The sequence below is a fragment of the Citrobacter sp. CFNIH10 genome (genome assembly GCF_002934585.1).
Lineage (GTDB): Bacteria > Pseudomonadota > Gammaproteobacteria > Enterobacterales > Enterobacteriaceae > Citrobacter_A > Citrobacter_A amalonaticus.
On sequence record NZ_CP026216.1, the window covers coordinates 550,356 to 572,873 of the forward strand.

Consider the following 22,518-nt stretch of genomic DNA (forward strand, 5'->3'; position numbering starts at 1 on the left):
GGAGAAACACCATGTTCACCGGCTTGTCTGCTTTCCCAATGACCCCTGTTACCGCCAACGGCGTCGATGAAAAGGGATTCAATAATATTTTGGCCCGCCTTACGACGGCACGGGTGGATTCAATGGGTATTCTGGGGTCTACCGGTAGCTACGCCTATCTAACCCCGGAGCAGCGCAAACGTGTCGCGACTCTGGCAAAACAGGTTGCTGGGGATATCCCTGTTATGGTGTGTGTGGGGGCAGTCAGGGAAGGTGCGAATAAGTAGGTCATTTCTTCCCAAGCTGACTCGCTGATTAAAATTTCGCGGATCTGGGCCGATTTTTTTCCCGCAAACACATCGAATCAGCCTATTTAGGCTATTTTTTCCACCATTTCTGGCGTTATTTCCGGTTTTTACTGAGATCTCTCCCACTGACGTATCATTTGGTCCACCCGAAACAGGTTGGCCAGGGTGAATAACATCGCCAGTTGGTTATCGTTTTTCAGCAGCCCCTTGTATCTGGCTTTCACGAAGCCGAACTGCCGCTTGATGATGCGAAACGGGTGCTCCACCCTGGCACGGATGCTGGCTTTCATGTATTCGATGTTGATGGCCGTTTTGTTCTTGCGCGGATGCTGCTTCAAGGTTTTTACCCTGCCGGGACGCCCGGCGATCAGCCAGTCCACATCCACCTCGGCCAGCTCCTCGCGCTGTGGCGCTCCTTGGTAGCCGGCATCGGCTGAGACAAATTGCTCCTCTCCATGAAGCAGATTACCCAGCTGATTGAGGTCATGCTCGTTGGCCGCGGTGGTGACCAGGCTGTGGGTCAGGCCACTCTTGGCATCGACACCAATGTGGGCCTTCATGCCAAAGTGCCACTGATTGCCTTTCTTGGTCTGATGCATCTCCGGATCGCGTTGCTGCTCTTTGTTCTTGGTAGAGCTGGGTGCCTCAATGATGGTGGCATCCACCAAAGTGCCTTGGGTCATCATGACGCCTGCTTCGGCCAGCCAGCGATTGATGGTCTTGAACAATTGACGGGCCAGTTGATGCTGCTCGAGCAGGTGGCGGAAATTCATGATGGTGGTGCGATCCGGCAGGGCGCTATCCAGGGATAATCGGGCAAACAGGCGCATGGAGGCGATTTCGTACAGGGCATCTTCCATGGCACCGTCGCTCAGGTTGTACCAATGCTGCATGCAGTGAATACGCAGCATGGTCTCCAGCGGATAGGGCCGTCGGCCATTGCCCGCCTTGGGATAAAACGGCTCGATGACAGCGGTCATATTCTGCCATGGCAGAATCTGCTCCATGCGGGAGAGGAAAATCTCTTTTCGGGTCTGACGGCGCTTAGTGCTGAATTCACTATCGGCGAAGGTGAGTTGATGGCTCATGATGTCCCTCTGGGATGCGCTCCGGATGAATATGATGATCTCATATCAGGAACTTGTTCGCACCTTCCCTAAATCATTAGGTTGGAAGCATCACCGAAAAAATGTATATTTGTCGGCGAATAAATAGCATTCTTTGACGCCGATAGCACCAGCGAACTTATATTTTTAGGTTCGTTACCTGACGCCTTAAATATTGCGGATCCCGGTCAGTCGAAGATTCTATTAGCAGTGGCATAAATCAGCATCGCCTGATGTTTATGGTTCTATGCGAATTCACAGTGTGCTCATGGATTCGTAATTCACTCTGACAAGGAAATAGCAATGAAAAAGGTTCTTCTCTCTGCAGCAATGGCAACCGCGTTTTTTGGCATGACTGCTGCCCATGCAGCTGATACCACTGTTGGCGGCGGCCAGGTTAATTTCTTCGGTAAAGTTACCGATGTATCCTGTACTGTTTCCGTTAACGGCCAGGGCAGCGATGCGAACGTTTACCTGTCTCCGGTAACCCTGACTGAAGTTAAAGCGGCAGCAGCGGATACTTACCTGAAACCGAAATCTTTCACCATTGACGTCTCTAACTGCCAGGCGGCTGATGGCACTAAACAGGATGACGTAAGCAAACTGGGCGTGAACTGGACCGGCGGTAACCTGCTGGCTGGCGCAACCAGCAAACAACAGGGCTACCTGGCGAACACCGAAGCTTCCGGTGCTCAGAACATCCAGCTGGTGCTGTCTACTGACAACGCTACCGCGCTGACCAACAAAATCATCCCGGGTGACAGCACTCAGCCGAAAGCGAAAGGCGACGCTTCCGCTGTCGCTGATGGCGCGCGTTTCACCTACTACGTAGGCTACGCCACCAGCGCGCCGACCACGGTAACCACCGGTGTGGTTAACAGCTACGCGACTTACGAAATTACTTACCAGTAATTCCGTCAGAAAATAAAACTGCCCCGCGATGGGGCAGTTAATAACAATAATAAAGCGGCAATGTCCGCCGCTTGTATTTTTATTCTGAGGTCAGCATGAAGCGTATTGCCCTTTTTTTCTGTTTCATTTTTAGTTTTGCGGCCCATGCCAACAATATTATTGTTAACGGTACCCGCTTTATTTATCCAGGAAATGAAAAAGAAATAACGGTACAGCTTTCAAATAACGCCGACCGTCCGGCGCTGGCGCAGGCCTGGCTGGATAACGGCGATGCCGATGCCACACCGGATACCATTACCACCCCGTTTATTATCACCCCGCCGATTTCGCGCGTTGACGCCAAGAGCGGCCAGACGCTGCGTATTAAGCTCGGCAGCAGCGCCGGTCTGGCGAAAGATAAAGAGACGCTGTGGTGGCTGAATCTGCTGGAAATTCCGCCGGTGGTGGCCAATCAGAAAAATGAAGGCCAGAACGTGCTGCAGCTGGCGATCCGTTCGCGCTTTAAATTTATTTATCGTCCTGCCGGACTGGGCAACCGCGATGCGGCGGCCGAGAAGCTGACCCTGACCGCCAGCGGCAGTAGTCTCGCCATCAACAACCCGACGCCGTTCTACATTACCGTCAGCCGTATTTCCCGCGACGGCGGTAAAGCCCTGAACAGCAAAACCGTGATGCTGGCGCCGCAGTCCAGCCAGACGGTGGCGCTCTCCTCCGCCGTCAACCGCGGCGAAACCCTGACCGTTAACAACATTAATGACTATGGCGCCGATGTCGCAGTGAAAGTGGCCGTTAAATAAGGGAAAAGCTAATGAAGCAGAGGTCATTCTGCCCGGGAAGATTAAGCACCGCGATCGCCATCGCGCTGTGCTGCTTTCCGCCATTTTCCAGCGGACAGGAAAACCCGGGAACGGTATATCAGTTTAACGACGGCTTTATTGTCGGCAGTCGCGAAAAGGTCGATCTGTCGCGCTTTTCGACCAGCGCGATTACCGAAGGCACTTACTCCCTTGACGTCTACACCAACGACGAGTGGAAAGGGCGCTACGATTTACGCATCGCGCGCGATAAAGATGGTCGGCTGGGCGTCTGCTACACCAAAGCGATGCTGGCCCAATATGGCATCGCGGCGGAAAAGCTCAATCCGCAGCTGAGCGAGCAGGAGGGCTACTGCGGTAGCCTCAAATCCTGGCGCAACGAAGAAAACGTCAAAGACAACCTGGTCCAGTCCTCCCTGCGGTTGAACATTTCGGTACCGCAGATCTATGAAGATCAACGCCTGAAAAACTATGTCAGCCCGGAGTTCTGGGACAAAGGCATTACCGCGCTTAATCTTGGCTGGATGGCCAACGCCTGGAACAGCCACACCTCTTCGGTCGGCGGGTCGGATAACAGCAGCGCCTACCTTGGCGTCAACGCCGGTCTGTCGTGGGACGGCTGGCTGCTGAAGCATATCGGTAATCTGAACTGGCAGCAGCAGCAGGGCAAAGCGCACTGGAACAGCAACCAGACCTATCTCCAGCGGCCGATCCCGCAGATCAACTCCCTCGTCAGCGGTGGTCAGATTTTTACCAATGGCGAATTTTTCGACACCATCGGTCTGCGTGGGGTCAACCTCGCCACTGATGACAATATGTTCCCGGACGGCATGCGCTCCTATGCCCCGGAAATTCGCGGCGTGGCGCAGAGCAACGCCCTCGTCACCGTGCGTCAGGGCAGCAACATTATCTATCAGACCACGGTTCCGCCGGGGCCGTTTACCCTGCAGGATGTCTATCCATCCGGCTATGGCAGCGATCTTGAAGTCTCGGTAAAAGAGGCGGATGGCTCGGTGGAAGTGTTCAGCGTGCCTTACGCCTCCGTTGCTCAGCTGCTGCGTCCGGGCATGACCCGCTACGCGCTCTCCGCCGGTAAAGTGGACGACAGCGGGCTACGCAACAAGCCGATGCTCTATCAGGCGACCTGGCAGCACGGGATCAATAACCTGCTGACCGGCTACACCGGGGTCACCGGCTTTGACGACTATCAGGCCTTCCTGGTGGGCACCGGGATGAACACCGGGATCGGCGCGCTCTCTTTTGACGTCACCCATTCGCGGCTGAAGAGCGATACCCATGATGACTCGGGGAAGAGCTATCGCGCCACCTTTAACCGCATGTTCACCGATACCCAGACCAGCATCGTGCTGGCGGCGTATCGCTACTCGACGAAAGGTTATTACAACCTCAACGATGCGCTGTACGCCGTCGATCAGGAAAAAAACAGCCGCAGCAACTATACGCTGTGGCGGCAAAAAAACGGCATGACCTTCACGGTGAACCAGAACCTGCCGGACGGCTGGGGCGGGTTTTATCTCAGCGGTCGTATTTCCGATTACTGGAACCGCTCCGGGACCGAGAAGCAGTATCAGGTCAGCTACAACAATTCGTTTGGTCGTCTCTCCTGGTCGGCGAGCGCCCAGCGCGTCTATACCCCGGACAGCTCCGGCCATCGCCGCGACGATCGCATTTCACTCAACTTCAGCTACCCGCTGTGGTTTGGCGATAACCGCACCGCCAACCTGACGTCGAACACCTCGTTCAACAACTCGCGCTTTGCCAGCTCGCAGATTGGCATCAACGGTTCGCTGGACAGTGAAAACAACCTTAACTACGGCGTGTCGACCACCACCGCCACCGGCGGTCAGCACGATGTGGCGCTCAACGGCAGTTACCGTACGCCATGGACCACCCTCAACGGCAGCTACAGCCAGGGCGAAGGGTATCGTCAGAGCGGCATTGGCGCCAGCGGGACGATGATCGCCCACAGCGGCGGCGTGGTGCTCTCGCCGGAAAGCGGCTCGACGATGGCGCTGATTGAAGCCAAAGACGCGGCCGGCGCCATGCTCCCGGGATCGCCGGGCACCCGCGTGGACAGCAACGGTTACGCCATCCTGCCGTATCTGCGCCCGTACCGGATCAACGCCGTCGAGATCGACCCGAAAGGCAGCCATGACGATGTGGCCTTCGATCGCACCGTGGCGCAGGTTGTGCCGTGGGAAGGCAGCGTGGTTAAGGTGGCGTTCGGCACCACGGTGCAGAACAACCTCACCCTGCAGGCGCGCCAGGCGAACCATGAGCCGCTGCCGTTCGCGGCGAGTATTTTCTCCCCCGACGGCAAGGAGATCGGCGTCGTCGGTCAGGGCAGCATGATGTTCATCAGCGATGCGAACGCCAAACGCGCGATTGTGAAGTGGAGCGGCGGGCAGTGTTCGGTGGATCTGGGACAGCAAACAACAAAGGATAGCGTATGTCGCTGAGGAAATTACTGACGCTTTTTATCGTCTTAATGGCGCTGGGCACCACCTCGTCCTGGGCCGTCTGTACGCGTCTCTCTTGGCCAACGGTGATGCTGGACATGGTGGTGGGCAGGGTGGTGGTGCCCCCGGATCTGCCGGTGGGCTCGGTGATCCTCACCCGCGACTGGACGATGAGCGCCCCGGGCGGGGCGAGCTATCGCTGTACCTCCGGCACCAACCGCTTCGCGGCGAAGATCGTCTCGCCAGGGGCCACCGATCTTGGGAATAAAATTTATTCCACCAACGTGCCGGGGATTGGTATGCGTTTCAGCCGCGGCGGCGCGACGGTGAATATCGTCTATCCCGACGTCTATTCGTCCCGGGTGTATAACACCACCAACTATTCCCTTGAAGGGTCACGTTTTACGCTGGAGATTATCAAAACCGCGGCAACCACCGGCAGCGGCACCCTCGCGGCGGGAAAATACACCTCCTATGACTGGGAGAGCGGCGGCAACCCGATCCTCGAAACCTATCTGAGCGCCAATGCGATCACCGTGGTCTTGCCCTCCTGTTCGGTACTGAGCGGGAAAAATATGAATGTTGATGTGGGCGCCATCAGACGCACTGACCTGAAAGGGGTGGGCACCACCGCGGGCGGGAAGGATTTTAATATCGATCTGCAGTGCAGCGGCGGCCTGAGTGAAACGGGATACGCCAACATCAGCACCTCTTTTTCCGGCACCCTGGCGACCAGTACCACCGCCACTATGGGCGCCTTGCTGAATGAAAAGGCCGGCAGCGGGATGGCGAAAGGCGTCGGCATCCAGGTGCTGAAGGATGGATCCCCGCTGCAGTTTAATAAGAAATATACCGTTGGCCGCTTGAATAATCAGGAGACCCGCTACATCACCATCCCGCTGCACGCGCGCTTTTATCAGTATGGCCCGACGACCAGCACCGGCGAGGTGGAGTCGCATATGATCTTTAACCTGACGTACGATTAATACGGGAGGGGGAATGAAGGGATTGCCGAAACATACTATCGCGTGGCTGCTGCTCTGCGGCAGCCTCGCTGCCCCCTCGGCGTGGGGTTTCGAGACCAATTATGATCGCGGACGGGGCGATTTTGCCGGGCGGGTGACGGATATTTCCTGCAGCGTCGCGCTCAATGGCGGCCAGCATGCCGGCAGCGGCAACGTCTGGCTGGCGCCGGTCAGCCTGGCGGAAGTGCACGATCGCGGGGCCGGCGCGTTTATGAAGCCGCAGCCTTTTACCCTGGCGCTGTCAAACTGCCAGCTGCGTCATGACGGCGGCGCCGCCTCGCAGGACGAGGTGCGGCGGGTCAGCGTTCGCTGGGTCGACGGTTTTTTACTGACGGCGGTCGGCAATGAGAACGCGGGCTATCTGGCCAATACCTTGCCAGACGGAGCGCAGAATATTTATCTGGCGCTGTCGACCAATGATAATAATACGCTGGATAAGAGTAATAAAATTGTCCCTGCGGACCCGCAGCAAAATCAGGTGCATTTGCAGGAAAGCGCGGTCAGCGGCGGTCTGTTCACCTATTATGTGGGCTACGTTTCGCCGACGCCGAAAAGCGCCACCAGCGGGCCAATTACCAGCTGGGCAACGTGGGAATTAGTTTATAATTAAGTGACGTTAAAAAGGGTAATGGTGCCAACTTACTGATTTAGTGTATGATGGTGTTTTTGAGGTGCTCCAGTGGCTTCTGTTTCTATCAGCTGTCCCTCCTGTTCAGCTACTGACGGGGTGGTGCGTAACGGCAAAAGCACTGCCGGACATCAGCGCTATCTCTGCTCTCACTGCCGTAAAACATGGCAACTGCAGTTCACTTACACCGCTTCTCAACCCGGTACGCACCAGAAAATCATTGATATGGCCATGAATGGCGTTGGATGCCGGGCAACCGCCCGCATTATGGGCGTTGGCCTCAACACGATTTTCCGCCATTTAAAAAACTCAGGCCGCAGTCGGTAACCTCGCGCATACAGCCGGGCAGTGACGTCATCGTCTGCGCGGAAATGGACGAACAGTGGGGATACGTCGGGGCTAAATCGCGCCAGCGCTGGCTGTTTTACGCGTATGACAGGCTCCGGAAGACGGTTGTTGCGCACGTATTCGGTGAACGCACTATGGCGACGCTGGGGCGTCTTATGAGCCTGCTGTCACCCTTTGACGTGGTGATATGGATGACGGATGGCTGGCCGCTGTATGAATCCCGCCTGAAGGGAAAGCTGCACGTAATCAGCAAGCGTTACACTCAGCGAATTGAGCGGCATAACCTGAATCTGAGGCAGCACCTGGCACGGCTGGGACGGAAGTCGCTGTCGTTCTCAAAATCGGTGGAGCTGCATGACAAAGTCATCGGGCATCATCTGAACATAAAACACTATCAATAAGTTGGAGTCATTACCAATATTTCTTTATTCAGAAAATGAAGCATGCTTGGCAGCAGGCTGTTTCATCACGTAAAAAAGACAAAAAGTAGATCAAGTTAATAATTTTCAGATATATATCATCACTCTGAACATACCAGATTAACGGTGGAATCTCACGATTCTGCCGTTTTTGTATTATTTTTCAGAGGAGTAGTAATGAACAATTCTGAAGGATTGAAGCCGTTTCAGCAATCGCTCGCTGGTCTGCCACAGTGGGTGTCTGAACGTATATTGCAGCAGATAAATCAGTTAACCCGCTACGAGCCAGTGATCGGCATTATGGGTAAAACCGGTGTTGGGAAGAGCAGTCTGTGCAATGCCCTGTTTGCCGGAGATATATCACCGGTCAGCGATGTGGCTGCATGTACCCGTGAGCCACTGCGCTTTCGCCTGCAAGTCGGCGACCGCTATATGACGCTGGTGGACCTGCCCGGCGTGGGCGAAAGTGGTGCTCGCGATACCGAGTATGCTGCGATGTACCGCGAACAACTCCCCCGGCTCGACCTGGTTCTGTGGCTGATTAAGGCCGATGACCGGGCGCTGGCGGTGGATGAACATTTTTATCATCAGGTGATTGGAGAGGTATACCGGCATAAGGTGCTGTTTGTTATCAGCCAGTCGGATAAGGCCGAACCCACCAGCGGTGGGGGACCGTTGTCCACGGCGCAGAAGCAGAATATCAGCCGTAAAATCTGTCTGCTGCATGAGCTGTTCCAGCCCGTACATCCGGTGTGTGCCGTGTCGGTCCGTCTTCAGTGGGGACTGCGGGTGATGGCCGAGCGAATGATTAAGTGCCTGCCACGTGAGGCCACCAGCCCGGTGGTGTCGCAACTCCAGTCTTCCTTTCGCACGACGGTAGTCCGGGAACAGGCTCGTAGCGATTTTGGTGAAACCGTCGGGGCCGTACTCGATAGCATCAGTGCCTTTCCCCTGATACCCGCCCCGGTACGGGCTGTCATTCAGGCCGTGCGCACCACGGTGGTGTCAGTGGCCCGCGCCGTCTGGGATTTCTTCTTCTGAGTATTTAACCCATCCCTGTTACTTCCCTGCCCCTGTCGCAGATGCGACGGGGATCCCTTTTATTTGTTTTCCCGTTATGAGGAGTCTGCTTATGACCCGTCTGGCTTCGCGCTTTGGCGCAGCAAATCTTATCCGTCGCGACCGCCCGTTAACCCGCGAAGAGCTGTTTCGCGTGGTGCCCAGTGTATTCAGTGAGGACAAACACGCATCCCGTAGTGAGCGTTATACCTATATACCCACCATATCCCTGCTGGACAGCCTGCAGCGCGAAGGCTTCCAGCCGTTCTTTGCCTGTCAGACCCGGGTACGCGACCCGGGTCGACGCGAGCACACAAAACACATGCTACGCCTTCGTCGGGAGGGGCAGATTACCGGTAAACAGGTACCAGAAATTATCCTGCTCAACTCCCATGATGGCACCAGTTCGTACCAGATGTTGCCGGGTTTATTTCGTGCGGTTTGTCAGAACGGGCTCGTCTGCGGTGAGTCGTTTGGCGAGGTGCGGGTGCCACACAAGGGGGACGTGGTGAGTCAGGTGATTGAAGGCGCGTATGAGGTGCTGGGGATTTTTGACCGGGTGGAGGAGAAACGGGATGCCATGCAGTCGTTGCTGTTGCCACCCCCGGCACAGCAGGCACTGGCAAAAGCCGCCCTCACATACCGCTTTGGTGAAGACCACCAGCCGGTGACTGAATCGCAGATCCTCTCCCCTCGCCGCTGGCAGGATGAGAGCAATGACCTGTGGACCACGTACCAGCGTATTCAGGAGAACCTGATTAAGGGCGGGCTCAGTGGCCGTAATGCCAAAGGAGGACGGTCACATACCCGTGCCGTTCGCGGTATCGACGGGGACGTGAAACTTAACCGGGCACTGTGGGTGATGGCGGAAGCCCTGCTCACGCAACTGCAGTGACCGTTTAATGTTGCTGCTTTGTTAATATCGGACACCACCTGTCCGCATCGCACCGTGCTGACGGTCCTCACTCACCGAGGGAAGGCCTGTAACCCCCGCTGCCTCTGGCTTTTGCAGAAATGAAAAATAGTTTCTGTGGTGTCCATACCCTGTCCGACCCCCTCTTTAAAGTAATCACATCATTTTCAGTCAGTTAACTTTCACGGAGAACGTCTCATGACACAGGCAGAACGCCGCCATGACCGGCTGGCTGTCAGGCTGTCACTGATAATCAGCCGTCTGGTGGCAGGGGAAACGCTGAGTGTGCGTAAGCTTGCCGCTGAGTTTGGTGTGTCGGTGCGCACGCTGCGGCGTGATTTTCGTGAGCGGCTGATGTATCTGGACCTGGAGTATCAGTCCGGATATTGCCGCTTACGCACTGCGGGCAGTGAGACGCAGATGGTGCCCGACGTGCTTATCTTTGCCCACCGCAGCGGGATGGCCGGTCTTTTCCCTGGCTTTGACCGTCGTCTGGTAAACGCACTGCTGATGTACGATGAGTCTCCCTGCGTAATCGCACCCGCCAGTCCGGCTCCTTCGCCATCAGGCGCATTGTCTTTCTGGCGACTGATTCAGGCCATTACCGGGCGCAGGCGGGTGACGCTAATTGCCTAGGGGCAGCGCTGTGAGCGGCTGGCTCCCTGTCGGTTACTCATCCACCAGCAGGCCTGGTATCTGGTGGCAGAGCACGACGGACATATCGCCGTATTCACCCTGGATGAAATCCATCTGGTTCAGCCCTTGCAAGAGACTTTTCGCCGCAACGACAGTCTGTGCAGTCTGGTTGAAGACCCGGTGTTTATTCAGGCCTTACCCCATTTTCGCTTTATCCAGCAGTCACTGCTTGCGTTTATTCCGGCCGACAGCCCACCGGAATAGTGCAGGTCTATCTCAACTCATCCGCAGGGAGAGCCTATGCCATTCATTGCCATTATTGCCATTGTTGTCATCGTCATCATTCTGAACAAAACCGGGGTGTCCGACAGCCTCACGGCCCTGACCCTTGCGACGGTTGCTGCACTCTTGACGGGCGGAGGTGCAGCAGGGGCCGCCAGTGTCGCGCTGACACCGTTCGTCGGCGTGCCGGTGGGTATTTTCGTGGGCATTTATGTCTTTGCCAAAGTGGTTCGTCTCATTTCAGGAAAAAAATAATGAAACGTAAAACACTGCCTCTGCTGGCGCTGGTTGCCACCACGCTGTTGCTAAGCGCCTGCGATGACAGAAGTGATGGCCTGAAGGCCATCAGCAAATTTAAGGATCTCACCCCACCGCGTTTCAGTGATGTGGTTAGCCACCAGGATGATGTCAGCGAAGAATGGTCACAGGTTGACTACGTATCCGGTCCCACCTTGCAGGTTTTACGTACCCGCCAGTCGCCCGATGGCTGCGAGGGTGGCAGTTACTACTACCTCGTGGATATGCAGGAAAAAACCGTCCAGCCACTGATGAATGCGCTGTGTATTGCCGATAACATCAAACTGGAATACCAGGAGGTGACGGACCCGTATACCAAAGAAAGATACTTTGAGTACGCCCATGACGGCAAACTGATGGGGCGACTGCTGATACCCTCAAACCCTGAGAACCAGGAATAAAACAACGACAAAGGAGACAGGAATGACAATACGTTCACTAAGTCGATTTATGCTGGCGGGTGTACTGCTCGCGAGCTTTAATGCCTCTGCGATCCCGGGGTTCTGGCAGCAGGGTTACGGTCAGGGCAATACGGAATACAGTGTGACCGAAGCCAGCGGGAAGACGTTTACCATCAACTGCACAGGGAACCCGGACCAGAATGGTTTTTATCAGCATTCAGTTTTTCTTACCCTTGCCGATGACAAGATGGTCAGTTCGCACGATGACGGCACCACTATCACCGTAGTGATGGATCACCAGCAGTACATTATTCCGTCCAGCCTGGGCTGGCGTAACGGCGATAACGCCTGGTTTGACTTCATCAGCAATATCTCTGAGGCCGGGCAGTTTGACGTTTACGTCAATGACCGTAAAGCGGGGACTTTCACTGTGGACCTGAAGAACGCAGAGAAAGTTCTACCCACTCCCGGAGACTGCAGTAACGACTGATAGCTGTTCCTTCCTCAGCAAATCCCCCCCCGACAGCCAGCAGGCTGCCGGGGTTTTCTTTTATCAGGAGCCCGAAAATGTCCCGACCGGTATTCTTTACATTATAAGAATGAGCTTTGACCCGTTAAACTAACAGCACGGATCGGACATAAATCAAGATCAATAAGGCCTACATTGAGCGTGAAGCGGAAGTTAAATGGTTAGACGTTAGCATCGACTTACAGAGGTCTAACCCAATGCGGCAGCTTTATATTTGTAAGATGCTCTTCCTCAACGACAAACGCTAGGCTGTAACGGGCTCGGGTAATGGCCACGTACAGCTTGTTTCTAGATTCCTCCGTTTTATCTTTATCGAACACGCCAAGGTCACCACCCAGATACTTGAGATGTTTCTCCGGTGAAATAATTAGTACGCGGTCGAAACCGAGACCTTTACAGGAGCCGAAGGTGTGACAGGTGAGACCTGGTGGCAAATAGCCTTTTCCCATGGGCGATGACCATCGCAAAACTTGAGGTTTGAATATATCGAGATAATCGTTCACCTGAGATGGTTTTATGAGAAAACAACCGCAGTGATGGGCCATCTCAGCAGGAACTTCTCCCACCTCTGATTGCGTTTGTTCATAAATACCGGGATGAATGGTATCCGCGAGATCGCAGATTTCCTGGATACATCTGCGATTCTTCGCCAGCGAGAACGGACTAAAATTGAGGTCTTTGAAGTATTGAATCTTTTGCTCAGGTGTTTCCGGTGCCTTGTGGCCGAACGTGGTCGTGTAAATAGTTTGACGAAAATCGCCTACACAGCAAATAGAGTTATGCATTGCCTTACTGAGTGCTTTGATAACGTCAAAATCCCATCCAACCAAATCCTGAACCTCATCAAAAAAGATCCTCTGATAAATCTCTTTCAATCTGCTAGCGGGGGCATTCTTTGTTGAAGCGGAGATTCTTGTTGCCAGCTTCGCCAGCAGCCCAGTGTAAGCTTTGGTTTTGCACGGCGTCAGATAATGAAGAGGATTCAGCGCCCCATTAATTTTTTCCCCTCTTTTGGGATGCCATTTCCTCGTACCAGGTATCAGGTGAGGGTTATGCTCGGTGAACATTGTAGAAGTGATTCGCTCTGGAAACATGGCCGTTTGATATGGTCTTACTAAGTCTTCTAGGTAAAATGAAAACAGGCCTTTCACAACAAAATCATCGCTGTGTTTGCCGTACAATTCCACAAAGCGAGAACGGAGCTCTGCCTGGTTGTTCATGGTGTAGGTGACGACCAATACGCGTCCGCCCGCCTTTATGACTTCAATGGCATCCTCAATGACTTTTTGGGTTTTTCCTGATCCTGCACCGGCAATCCAGAATTCATTAGGCAAAGTCGAACACCTCATCGAGGAAAGGTGGATACCTGAAATTCAGAGTGCCATCGAACAGCTTGATAGCTGAGTCGACCTTGCGAGCGCCCTTACCGTTTCCCTGGACGCTTCGAAACCAGTCGATCAGAAAGTCGCGTCGCTTATCTAAGTCGACTACTTTATCGTAGAGGTTAAACGTCTGTGTCGATAACACCACTTTGGCGAAAGCGTCCAGCGTAACCAAGTCGGTTGCATTGGCATATATCATCGCGGGTTCAAGCGAAAACTCCTCATTTTTGGCAGAGGAGATAAGTTTGATATTGGGATAGGCCGCATAATCGGCACGCACTTTCACGACGTTTTCATCATAGTCGCCATCGTTATCTCTGAGGACGTTAATCCGAGTACCAATTTCCATACCTACGGAGATGAACGTATCAAACCCGACTCCGCGCACGACGATGATATCAATACCATCCTGCTCGGGCAGGCGGTTATGCTTGCGGTGGTAAATCTTCTTGAGTACTAACTCGTCTGACGGTCCCTCGACAAGGATGACTTTGTGCGACAGTGCCACGCGCAATGTGTCATAGCCCGGTAAGCGCTTTAAGGTTTTGACCACTGCAGGGGCAAGCTTATGCAGACGTTTGTATCCCGACTGAACCAAGCAGATTTTATCAATGCTCAGCTTGTTGAGCACATACGAGCTGTGAGTGGTAAGGAAGAGTTGTTTGTCTCCCCGCTGATTTTCAATGTAGTGAACCAGCTTATTGAGGTTAGTGTGAGAAAGGTGATTTTCGGGCTCCTCCATCATCACCAAATCGATATCCTTCGACTTGTTCTGAATCGCGAGCTTGATCTGCACATTACTCTGCTCACCCTTGCCAATGAACTGGAAAGGGACATCATCTACTTCAAGTTGAAGGCTGGTCTGAATAGATCCCGCTGGTAAAGTGCTTGCGGCAATGGACAGCTTTTTTTCTGTGATCAAGTGGTCCGTATCCAGACCGGTGTTGACTGTCCTGACCTCACCTGAGTTGTTAAAAACCTGCTGATTCTCACGATAATTGAGGGTCAGCTTAACCAGTTCCTCTTTCTTTAAAGCGGTATTAAGTATGGTAGAGATGTACTGATTCTTACCCAGAGTGGGGTGGATACGAGTTGGGTCGATGTATAACGCCCTGAATTTCTTCGCTACGGCTTTAACAGGATTCCATCCGAAATCCAGCCATTCCAGCTTGTAGAATTCGATCGGGATACTCGTAATGTGTGGGTTTGTCAGTAAGTGGTCGGCGTAAACGTCCTTGAGTGTGTCATCAAAGCGCACCAGCACCGTGATCCCTTGAGCATCGGCTTTAAGGAAATTATTTGTACCCCGGTATTCAGGAACCCCCTCAATGAATGCCTCTATTGCCAAGACAGGTAAGTGCGTGGCCGATTTATCAGAAGCCAAAAAAAGCTGCACTGCATCCTTATTAAAAATGTCTGGCGTAAACTCGCTGTTGAAGGGGCGGCCCCGATAGCTGTAATTCAGTACGATTTCCAGGGCTTCCAGAATAGTACTTTTACCGGCGTTGTTATCACCTACAAAGATATTTACGTCATCGTTGAATTCAAAATGTTCATCTTTGAATTTCTTGAAATTGGTAAGCTTAATCGATTTAACCCGCACTCTAATTCCCTCAAGATACTGTCAAATGATACCCCTTAAAGACATTAACTCACCGATATACCTGTGTCCACATGCAGGCTCGTTGTCCCCTTAAATCCTGCAGGCACTGAAGGGGTGGTCTACATCAATAGGCCAAGATATGAGAGCTGTTCTTGGACAACTTAAAGTCTGCTATTTGGCATAGAACGGTCTATCAGCATTATAAAAGTTTTCAGGTATATATCATTCCTCTGAATAGACCCGATTAGCGGCAGAATCTCACGATTCTGCCGCTTTTTTATTATTTTTCAGAGGAGTAGTAATGAACAATGCTGAAAGTTTGAAGCCGTTTCCCTAATCGCTTGCTGATATACCACAGTAGGTATCAGCTAATTGCGCAGCATGGCTACTGATTCCTGCCAGTATCACCGACTTTAACATTAAAGACGACCAAGGCGGTCACATCTGCCTGATAGATACTGATACCGAAGATCTGATAGTTGTCTGGCATGGAACTTTGAACCCGATGCTGGTGAAGGTCTTAACCGCTACATCCGCACCTCTGGCATCCGTACAGGCAACTCCACCCGCTGACCGCGAAGCATTTACCCGCAACATTTCACCTCCCCGAACACACTTTATATCCCCATACGCCAGCCATCGCCGCTGGCGTTTTTATTGACGGAGACATACCCATGACAACACAGACGCAGTACGATCTCGCACCCGCTAACCAACCCGAATTTGAACTGACCGTCACGCCAGTTCCCGATGAACAGCGCATCGATTTCTGGCCTCAGCATTTTGGCACTATCCCACAGTGGATAACCCTGGAGCCCCGTATTTTTGCCTGGATGGAGCGTTTCTGTGCGACCTACAGTGGCGGTATCTGGTCATTCTGCACCCTGAGTAACGGTGGCGCATTTATGGCCCCAGAGCCTGAAGGTGACGATAAGTGGCATCTGTTCAACGGCATGAACGGTAACGATGCACAAATGAGTGCGGAAGCCGCAGGTATTGCTGTCTGCCTGATTGAATATAGCCATCACGCCTGCCGTACCGAATGCGATGCCATGACGGAGCACTATTACCGTCTGCGGGACTATGCCCTGCAGCATCCTGAAGCCCACGCCATTCTGCGCATCATCGACTGACCGAAGGAGCAACGAATGAAACAGCTTTCCTTTTTACCCGGCGAGATGACGCCACAGGACCGGCGTCTCATTCAGCGGGCGCTCAGGGCGCTGGACCGGCACCTGCATGAACCCGGGGTGGCCTTCACCTCCTCACACGCTGTCCGTGAATGGCTGAGACTGCATATGGCCGCACTTGAGCGGGAAGAGTTCCGGGCGTTGTATCTGGACAACCAGAATCAGTTGATTGCCCATGAAACGCTCTTCACCGGCACGATTAACCGTACTGAGGTGCATCCCCGGGAAGTGGTCAAACGTGCTCTGCACTTCAATGCCGCAGCAGTAATACTGGCGCATAACCATCCTTCCGGCGAGACGACACCCAGCCTGGCTGATAAAACCCTCACGCAGCGACTGGTGCAGGTGCTTCAGTTGGTGGATATCCGCGTTCCTGACCACCTGATTGTCGGCGGCAGGCAAATCTATTCGTTCGCAGAACACGGTCTGCTGTGAGGTATGACATGAAAATTATCAGTAAACGCCGGGCAATGACGATATACCGCCAGCATCCTGAGTCCCGAATCTTTCGCTACTGCAGTGGAAAATATCAGTGGCACGGTAGCGTCTGTCATTACACCGGCAGGGACGTTCCGGATATCACCGGAGTCCTCGCGGTATACGCCGAACGCCGCCAGGACCGTAACGGGCCCTATACCTGCCTGATGAGCATCACCCTGAACTGACAATAAAAGGAGAGCCGCCATGACCCACATCATCTGGGGCCTGCAGCGGAATATCACGCCGCGCCTGGGAGCCCGTCTGGTACAGGAGGGCAACCGACTGCACTACCTGGCTGACCGGGCCAGCATCACCGGTATGTTCAGTGACGTCGAATGCCTGAAGCTGGATGACACATTCCAGCACTTTATCCGCCAGATGGAATCGATGCTGACCACCGGTGAACTCAGCCCCCAACATGCCCACTGCGTCACCCTGTACCACAACGGTTTTACCTGTGAAGCCGACACCCTTGGCAGTTGCGGCTACGTATACATCGCCATTTACCCCACTCAGCGTTAATTACCTTCACGAGAGCAAACATGAAAACTTTACCTGCAACAACTCTGCGGGTGGTGAAGCCCTGCCTGTCACCCGTGGCTATCTGGAAAATGTTACTGACACGCCTGCTGGAACAGCACTATGGTCTCACCCTCAACGACACACCGTTCAGTAAGGAACGTGTTATACAGGAACATATCGATGCCGGGATCTCGCTGGCTGATGCCGTGAATTTTCTGGTGGAAAAATACGAACTGGTGCGTATCGACAGGAAGGGGTTTAGCTGGCAGGAACAATCCCCTTATCTCCGGGCTGTAGACATTCTGCGAGCACGGCAGGCAACTGGCTTGTTGCGGCAAAGCCGTAAAAATTTGGTACGGTGAATATTACAGGCAGTGCTACTGGCTTTCATCACTATCCGGGGATGCTGGCAGCGAGATGAAGAGGGCAGGGTAGCAATTCCTTACCTGACCCATTACCTGACCCAAATTGCATCCAAAGAAAAAGGAGTTAGACGATTTCTCATCTAACTCCTTGTTTTATCTGGTGGCCCCTGTTGGGTTTGAACCAACGACCAAGCGATTATGAGTCGCCTGCTCTAACCACTGAGCTAAGGGGCCGTGGCGGTGAATTATAAAGTAACTCCTGCGCGCAATCCAGCCATAACCGTACGTATGCTGTTTTATTAAACAACGTATTTTCAATCCGTTATACTTTTCTCATGACGTATCGTTGTGAGGTATTCATGGTAAAAGATATTTTAGCGCCGGGGCTGCGGGTCGTGTTCTGCGGCATCAATCCGGGGCTCTCTTCTGCCGGGACGGGGTTTCCGTTTGCGCATCCGGCAAATCGTTTCTGGAAAGTGATTCATCAGGCCGGTTTTACCGATCGCCAACTCAAACCGAAAGAAGCAGAACACTTGCTGGATTTTCGCTGTGGTGTGACCAAACTGGTCGACAGACCGACGGTGCAGGCTAATGAGGTTTCGCGTAAAGAACTGCATGATGGTGGGCGTCAACTGATTGCCAAAATTGAAGATTATCAACCGCATGCCCTGGCGATATTAGGTAAGCAGGCGTTTGAACAAGGCTTCAGCCAGCGCGGCGTAGAGTGGGGAAAGCAGAGCATAACGATTGGCGCAACGCAGGTGTGGGTGTTGCCGAATACCAGCGGACTGAGCCGTATTACCCTGGATAAACTGGTGGAAGCCTTCAGGGAACTGGATGAGGCGCTGATCGTGCGCGGAATGTAAAAAAAACGCCACCGGGAAGGTGGCGTTTGCAGTTTATGTGACGGGATTTAATCGTCCAGGAAGCTACGCAGGACTTCAGAACGGCTCGGGTGACGCAGTTTACGCAGTGCCTTCGCTTCGATCTGACGGATACGTTCGCGGGTCACGTCGAACTGTTTACCTACTTCTTCCAGCGTGTGGTCGGTGTTCATATCGATACCGAAACGCATACGCAGGACTTTCGCTTCACGCGCGGTCAAACCGGCCAGTACGTCGTGTGTTGCTGCACGCAGGCTTTCAGTGGTCGCAGAATCCAGCGGCAGCTCGAGGGTAGTATCCTCGATGAAATCACCCAGATGCGAATCTTCATCGTCACCGATCGGGGTTTCCATGGAGATCGGCTCTTTAGCGATCTTCAGCACTTTACGGATCTTGTCTTCCGGCATCAGCATGCGCTCGGCCAGCTCTTCCGGCGTCGGCTCGCGACCCATCTCTTGCAGCATCTGGCGAGAGATACGGTTGAGTTTGTTGATTGTCTCAATCATATGCACCGGAATACGGATGGTGCGCGCCTGATCCGCGATAGAGCGGGTGATCGCCTGACGGATCCACCAGGTTGCGTAGGTGGAGAACTTGTAACCACGACGGTATTCGAACTTATCGACCGCTTTCATCAGACCGATGTTGCCTTCCTGAATCAGATCCAGGAACTGCAGACCACGGTTGGTGTATTTCTTGGCGATAGAGATAACCAGACGTAAGTTGGCTTCAACCATCTCTTTCTTCGCACGACGCGCTTTCGCTTCGCCGATGGACATACGACGGTTGATGTCTTTGACCTGCTCGATAGTCAGGCCGGTCTCTTCTTCAATCTGTTGCAGCTTCTGCAGGCCACGGTGAACGTCATCAGCCACATCGTGCAGTTTTTCGGACCACGGTTTGTTCATCGCGATAGCCGCGTTGAACCAGGTTTCACTGGTTTCGTTGCCGGTGAACAGGGTGATGAAGTTCTTCTTCGGCATTTTGCACTGCTCAACGCAGAGCTTCATGATCAGACGTTCCTGGGTACGAACCCTGTCCATCATGACGCGCATGCTGTTCACCAGGTAGTCGAACTGCTTCGGCACCAGACGGAACTGTTTGAACACTTCAGACAGCTTCAGGATCTCAGCCTGAGCATCGGCGTGGCTACGACCTTTCGCTTTGATGGTGTCACGCGTGACTTCGTACTGCGTACGCAGTTCACCGAACTTCTCGCGCGCCAGCTCAGGGTCGATGCTGTTGTCGTCATCGCTGCTGTCGTCGTCTTCTTCCTCGTCTTCGTCCTCGTCGTCATCCAGGTCTTCCTGAGACAACTCAGAGCCGACGTGAGTGGCGGTCGGCGCCAAATCTTCTTCCGCGTTCGGATCGACAAAACCAGTGATCAGATCGGACAGACGGGCTTCTTCAGCCTCAACACGATCGTACTGCTCAAGCAGATAGGTAATGGCTTCTGGATATTCGGCAACGGAGCACTGAACCTGGTTGATCCCGTCTTCGATGCGTTTCGCAATATCGATTTCGCCTTCGCGGGTCAACAGTTCAACGGTACCCATTTCACGCATGTACATGCGAACCGGGTCAGTGGTACGACCGATTTCTGACTCTACGCTGGACAGAACTTGCGCGGCCGCTTCTTCCGCGTCTTCGTCGGTACTGGTGGTGTTTTCAGCAAGTAGCAGATCATCGGCATCCGGTGCTTCTTCCATCACCTGAATACCCATGTCGTTGATCATTTGGATGATATCTTCAATCTGATCTGAATCGACGATATCTTCCGGCAGATGGTCATTGACCTCGGCATAGGTCAGATAGCCTTGCTCCTTACCACGGGTGACAAGAAGCTTCAGCTGTGACTGCGGGTTTTGCTCCATAAGACGGTATCCACACTTAATTCGTTTGATTAGCGTCAGCAAGCCGTTGCTGCCAACATTTAAAGCGAGGGCGTACTTATATTTGTGCCGCTGCCTCTCAGTGCGGCTGTCGGGGGCTTCCCGATCGCTATTCGGCACTTAAGCCGTTAAATAGTTCACCCTTCAAGTTGTCTCTGCGCTAGCGGCGTTCTCTTGCTGCCTTGATACAACTCGAATGATTTTGTCTGCTTCAGTTATTTCTTCGCCAGTTCCTGGTTCAATGTCCAGAGTTCCCGGCGTTCTTCGTTGCTTAAACCGTGTGTGCGCTCGCGGGCAATTAGCTCTTCCTGGCGCAGCTCAAGCATCGAATCAAACATATGGTTGAGTGAGTCGGTGAAGGTTTTTTCAGCAATATCCTTATCTGCTATATCGTCCCACATCGACAGTTTTTCAAGGGTGGCCGCATCATTTGTGCCACGATAGTGTTCTAAAAGCTGTCCGGTAGTCAGGCCGGGCTGGGACAAACACGTGTTGACCAGTTCGGCAAATAAACCAAGTCCGGGCAGTTTATTCTGATCCAGACCGCTTAACGGCGGCACCAGCGGCGCCAGTTCCGGATTTTGCACCAACAGTCCTATCAGTATACGCATGGTCGTGCGTTTTAGCTGCGGAGCGGGTCGGGAAGCCCCACTTTCAGACAATTTTGGCATCAATCGTTCAAGTTGGCTGTCATCCAGAATGCCAAGCTTGTTTCCCAATTCCTGGCGCAGATAAATGCGCAGCGTTTCACCCGGTACCTGTGTGATGAGCGGCAGCGCCAGCGTACTCAACTGCGCACGCCCGTCTGGAGTGCTCAGGTCCACCTGTGGCAGCAGGCTATTAAACAAAAACGCGGAGAGCGGCAGGGCCTGCTCCATCCGGGCTTCGAATGCCTCTTTCCCCTCTTTCCGCACCAGCGTATCGGGGTCTTCGCCATCAGGTAAAAACATAAAGCGTAGCTGACGACCATCTGTCATGTACGGCAAAGCGGTTTCCAGCGCGCGCCAGGCGGCGTCTCGTCCTGCCCGGTCACCGTCATAACAGCATATGACGTTATTCGTGGCGCGGAACAGGAGCTGGATATGATCGGCGGTGGTTGAAGTACCCAGCGAAGCTACGGCATAGTTAATGCCATACTGCGCCAGCGCCACCACATCCATATAGCCTTCCACTACTAACAGACGTTGCGGATCGGCGTTATCCTGCTGCGCTTCATAAAGGCCATACAGCTGGCGACCCTTATGGAAAATATCGGTTTCCGGGGAGTTAAGGTACTTAGGCAGGGCATCACCCAGCACACGACCACCAAAACCTATCACCCGACCACGCTTGTCGCGGATGGGGAACATCACCCGTTCGCGGAAGCGATCGTAACTGCGTCCCTGATCGTTGGTGACCAACATGCCCGCATCCACCAGTGACTGGCGATTTTCGCTATTGCCGCCAAATCGTTTCAGGACGTTGTCCCAACCGGGGGGCGCAAAGCCAATAGCAAAACGCGCGATCACTTCACTACTGAGTCCTCGCTTTTCCAGATACTGGCGCGCAGGGGTAGCGGCGGGTTGCATCAGAGATTGCTGATAAAACGTGTTCAGGCCATCCATCAGTTGATAAAGGCTTTGCCGTTGATGGCGCTCTATCTGGCTGGGACCTGTGCCTGCTTCAAACGGGACGTCAAGATTATGCATGGCCGCCAGTTCTTCGACGGTTTCCACGAACTCGAGCTTGTCGTAGTTCATCAGGAAGTCGATGACGTTGCCGTGCGCACCGCATCCGAAGCAGTGATAAAACTGTTTTTCACCGTTTACGGTGAAAGAGGGGGTTTTTTCGTTATGGAACGGACAGCACGCATGATAATTCTTGCCCTGCTTTTTCAGCTTTACCCGCGCGTCGATGAGATCGACGATGTCGGTTCGTGCCAGCAGGTCATTGATAAATACGCGTGGGATTCGTCCAGCCATATGCCCCGTTTATTTTTTATGACTCATATACACAAAATCATTCAGGTTGCATCAAGGCGGCAAAAGAGCGAATCCTCAGGAACATACATCAGTACGTGACTG

The 22,518-nt window shown here is 53.4% G+C and carries 23 protein-coding genes, 1 tRNA gene and 3 pseudogenes; 20 read left to right on the forward strand and 7 right to left on the reverse strand.

Annotated elements, in window-relative coordinates; translation table 11 throughout:
- Positions 1-11 precede the first annotated feature (11 nt).
- A pseudogene (locus tag C2U53_RS05905) lies at positions 12-257 on the forward strand (dihydrodipicolinate synthase family protein); the annotation flags it as partial.
- On the opposite strand, the gene C2U53_RS30705 reads toward C2U53_RS05905, so the two are convergent.
- Together C2U53_RS30705 and C2U53_RS05910 are read right to left on the reverse strand one after the other, a co-directional pair.
- On the reverse strand, positions 159-413 hold the full coding sequence (locus C2U53_RS30705) for a hypothetical protein (RefSeq protein ID WP_305955147.1): 255 nt from the start codon (positions 411-413) through the stop codon (positions 159-161). The pseudogene C2U53_RS05905 and the gene C2U53_RS30705 overlap by 99 nt on opposite strands.
- On the reverse strand, positions 395-1,375 hold the full coding sequence (locus C2U53_RS05910) for an IS5-like element ISKpn26 family transposase (protein ID WP_086550188.1): 981 nt from the start codon (positions 1,373-1,375) through the stop codon (positions 395-397). The genes C2U53_RS30705 and C2U53_RS05910 overlap by 19 nt, the downstream gene beginning before the upstream one ends.
- Positions 1,376-1,696: 321 nt before the next feature.
- Between C2U53_RS05910 and mrkA the strand changes: the two genes are divergently transcribed.
- The 12 genes and pseudogenes from mrkA to ykfB all read left to right on the forward strand — a co-directional run bounded on the left by mrkA (position 1,697) and on the right by ykfB (position 12,098).
- The gene (gene mrkA, locus C2U53_RS05915; protein WP_002916128.1) at positions 1,697-2,305 is read left to right on the forward strand and encodes a type 3 fimbria major subunit MrkA; all 609 of its coding nucleotides are present in this window, start codon (positions 1,697-1,699) and stop codon (positions 2,303-2,305) included.
- 95 nt (positions 2,306-2,400) lie between these two features.
- Positions 2,401-3,102 carry a type 3 fimbria chaperone MrkB gene (mrkB, locus tag C2U53_RS05920; protein ID WP_000820818.1) on the forward strand — a complete coding sequence of 234 codons (702 nt, stop codon included), beginning with the start codon at positions 2,401-2,403 and terminating at the stop codon, positions 3,100-3,102.
- 11 nt (positions 3,103-3,113) lie between these two features.
- The gene (gene mrkC / locus C2U53_RS05925) at positions 3,114-5,600 is read left to right on the forward strand and encodes a type 3 fimbria usher protein MrkC (RefSeq protein WP_045270032.1); all 2,487 of its coding nucleotides are present in this window, start codon (positions 3,114-3,116) and stop codon (positions 5,598-5,600) included.
- On the forward strand, positions 5,591-6,586 hold the full coding sequence (mrkD, locus tag C2U53_RS05930) for a type 3 fimbria adhesin subunit MrkD (protein WP_045270033.1): 996 nt from the start codon (positions 5,591-5,593) through the stop codon (positions 6,584-6,586). The genes mrkC and mrkD overlap by 10 nt, the downstream gene beginning before the upstream one ends.
- A gap of 13 nt (positions 6,587-6,599) precedes the next feature.
- Positions 6,600-7,235, forward strand: coding sequence for a type 3 fimbria minor subunit MrkF (gene mrkF, locus C2U53_RS05935; protein WP_045270034.1), 636 nt, complete (start codon positions 6,600-6,602; stop codon positions 7,233-7,235).
- 69 nt (positions 7,236-7,304) lie between these two features.
- Positions 7,305-8,002, forward strand: a protein-coding gene (locus tag C2U53_RS05945) for an IS1-like element IS1B family transposase (protein ID WP_223566646.1) whose coding sequence is annotated in 2 segments (ribosomal slippage) — positions 7,305-7,554 and positions 7,554-8,002 — 699 coding nt in all. Because the reading frame shifts where the segments join, the coding sequence is not laid out codon by codon here.
- A gap of 195 nt (positions 8,003-8,197) precedes the next feature.
- Positions 8,198-9,061, forward strand: coding sequence for a GTPase family protein (locus tag C2U53_RS05950; protein ID WP_001548935.1), 864 nt, complete (start codon positions 8,198-8,200; stop codon positions 9,059-9,061).
- 91 nt (positions 9,062-9,152) lie between these two features.
- Positions 9,153-9,974 carry a DUF932 domain-containing protein gene (locus tag C2U53_RS05955; protein ID WP_021574424.1) on the forward strand — a complete coding sequence of 274 codons (822 nt, stop codon included), beginning with the start codon at positions 9,153-9,155 and terminating at the stop codon, positions 9,972-9,974.
- A 216-nt stretch (positions 9,975-10,190) separates the two neighbouring features.
- A pseudogene (locus C2U53_RS05960) lies at positions 10,191-10,892 on the forward strand (WYL domain-containing protein).
- A gap of 36 nt (positions 10,893-10,928) precedes the next feature.
- Positions 10,929-11,165 carry a protein YpjK gene (gene ypjK / locus C2U53_RS05965; protein ID WP_001115854.1) on the forward strand — a complete coding sequence of 79 codons (237 nt, stop codon included), beginning with the start codon at positions 10,929-10,931 and terminating at the stop codon, positions 11,163-11,165.
- Positions 11,165-11,608, forward strand: coding sequence for a YfjS/YafY family lipoprotein (locus C2U53_RS05970; RefSeq protein ID WP_058673475.1), 444 nt, complete (start codon positions 11,165-11,167; stop codon positions 11,606-11,608). Before ypjK ends, C2U53_RS05970 begins: the two co-directional genes overlap by 1 nt.
- Positions 11,609-11,630: 22 nt before the next feature.
- Positions 11,631-12,098: a protein YkfB gene (gene ykfB / locus C2U53_RS05975; protein ID WP_058673476.1), complete on the forward strand. Its 468-nt coding sequence runs from the start codon at positions 11,631-11,633 to the stop codon at positions 12,096-12,098.
- A gap of 218 nt (positions 12,099-12,316) precedes the next feature.
- On the opposite strand, the gene C2U53_RS05980 is transcribed toward ykfB, so the two are convergent.
- Positions 12,317-13,471 carry a UvrD-helicase domain-containing protein gene (locus tag C2U53_RS05980; protein WP_045268636.1) on the reverse strand — a complete coding sequence of 385 codons (1,155 nt, stop codon included), beginning with the start codon at positions 13,469-13,471 and terminating at the stop codon, positions 12,317-12,319.
- The gene (locus C2U53_RS05985; protein WP_045268637.1) at positions 13,464-15,122 is read right to left on the reverse strand and encodes an ATP-dependent endonuclease; all 1,659 of its coding nucleotides are present in this window, start codon (positions 15,120-15,122) and stop codon (positions 13,464-13,466) included. The genes C2U53_RS05980 and C2U53_RS05985 overlap by 8 nt, the downstream gene beginning before the upstream one ends.
- Positions 15,123-15,510: 388 nt before the next feature.
- Between C2U53_RS05985 and C2U53_RS29865 the strand changes: the two are divergent.
- From C2U53_RS29865 to C2U53_RS06010, 6 genes and pseudogenes are all read left to right on the forward strand, one after another.
- Positions 15,511-15,695 (forward strand): annotated as a pseudogene (locus C2U53_RS29865) (DUF905 family protein).
- Between the two features lie 101 nt (positions 15,696-15,796).
- Complete coding sequence (locus C2U53_RS05990) at positions 15,797-16,255, forward strand: antirestriction protein (protein ID WP_045268638.1); 459 nt, start codon at positions 15,797-15,799, stop codon at positions 16,253-16,255.
- 15 nt (positions 16,256-16,270) lie between these two features.
- Complete coding sequence (locus C2U53_RS05995; protein WP_045268639.1) at positions 16,271-16,747, forward strand: RadC family protein; 477 nt, start codon at positions 16,271-16,273, stop codon at positions 16,745-16,747.
- Between the two features lie 8 nt (positions 16,748-16,755).
- Entirely contained in the window at positions 16,756-16,977 is a 222-nt protein-coding gene (locus C2U53_RS06000; protein WP_007893437.1) for a DUF987 domain-containing protein, read from the forward strand.
- A gap of 19 nt (positions 16,978-16,996) precedes the next feature.
- Complete coding sequence (locus tag C2U53_RS06005; protein WP_045268640.1) at positions 16,997-17,314, forward strand: type IV toxin-antitoxin system YeeU family antitoxin; 318 nt, start codon at positions 16,997-16,999, stop codon at positions 17,312-17,314.
- A 20-nt stretch (positions 17,315-17,334) separates the two neighbouring features.
- The gene (locus C2U53_RS06010; protein ID WP_045268641.1) at positions 17,335-17,676 is read left to right on the forward strand and encodes a TA system toxin CbtA family protein; all 342 of its coding nucleotides are present in this window, start codon (positions 17,335-17,337) and stop codon (positions 17,674-17,676) included.
- A 161-nt stretch (positions 17,677-17,837) separates the two neighbouring features.
- Here C2U53_RS06010 and C2U53_RS06015 read toward each other — a convergent pair.
- Positions 17,838-17,913 (reverse strand) — tRNA-Ile (locus C2U53_RS06015).
- A gap of 125 nt (positions 17,914-18,038) precedes the next feature.
- On the opposite strand from C2U53_RS06015, the gene mug reads away from it, so the two are divergent.
- Positions 18,039-18,545 carry a G/U mismatch-specific DNA glycosylase gene (mug, locus tag C2U53_RS06020; protein WP_044265577.1) on the forward strand — a complete coding sequence of 169 codons (507 nt, stop codon included), beginning with the start codon at positions 18,039-18,041 and terminating at the stop codon, positions 18,543-18,545.
- Positions 18,546-18,592: 47 nt separating this feature from the next.
- On the opposite strand, the gene rpoD is transcribed toward mug, so the two are convergent.
- Entirely contained in the window at positions 18,593-20,437 is a 1,845-nt protein-coding gene (rpoD, locus tag C2U53_RS06025) for an RNA polymerase sigma factor RpoD (RefSeq protein WP_042998197.1), read from the reverse strand.
- A 233-nt stretch (positions 20,438-20,670) separates the two neighbouring features.
- Positions 20,671-22,416, reverse strand: a complete 1,746-nt coding sequence (dnaG, locus tag C2U53_RS06030; RefSeq protein ID WP_044265580.1) for a DNA primase — start codon at positions 22,414-22,416, stop codon at positions 20,671-20,673.
- Positions 22,417-22,518: the final 102 nt, after the last annotated feature.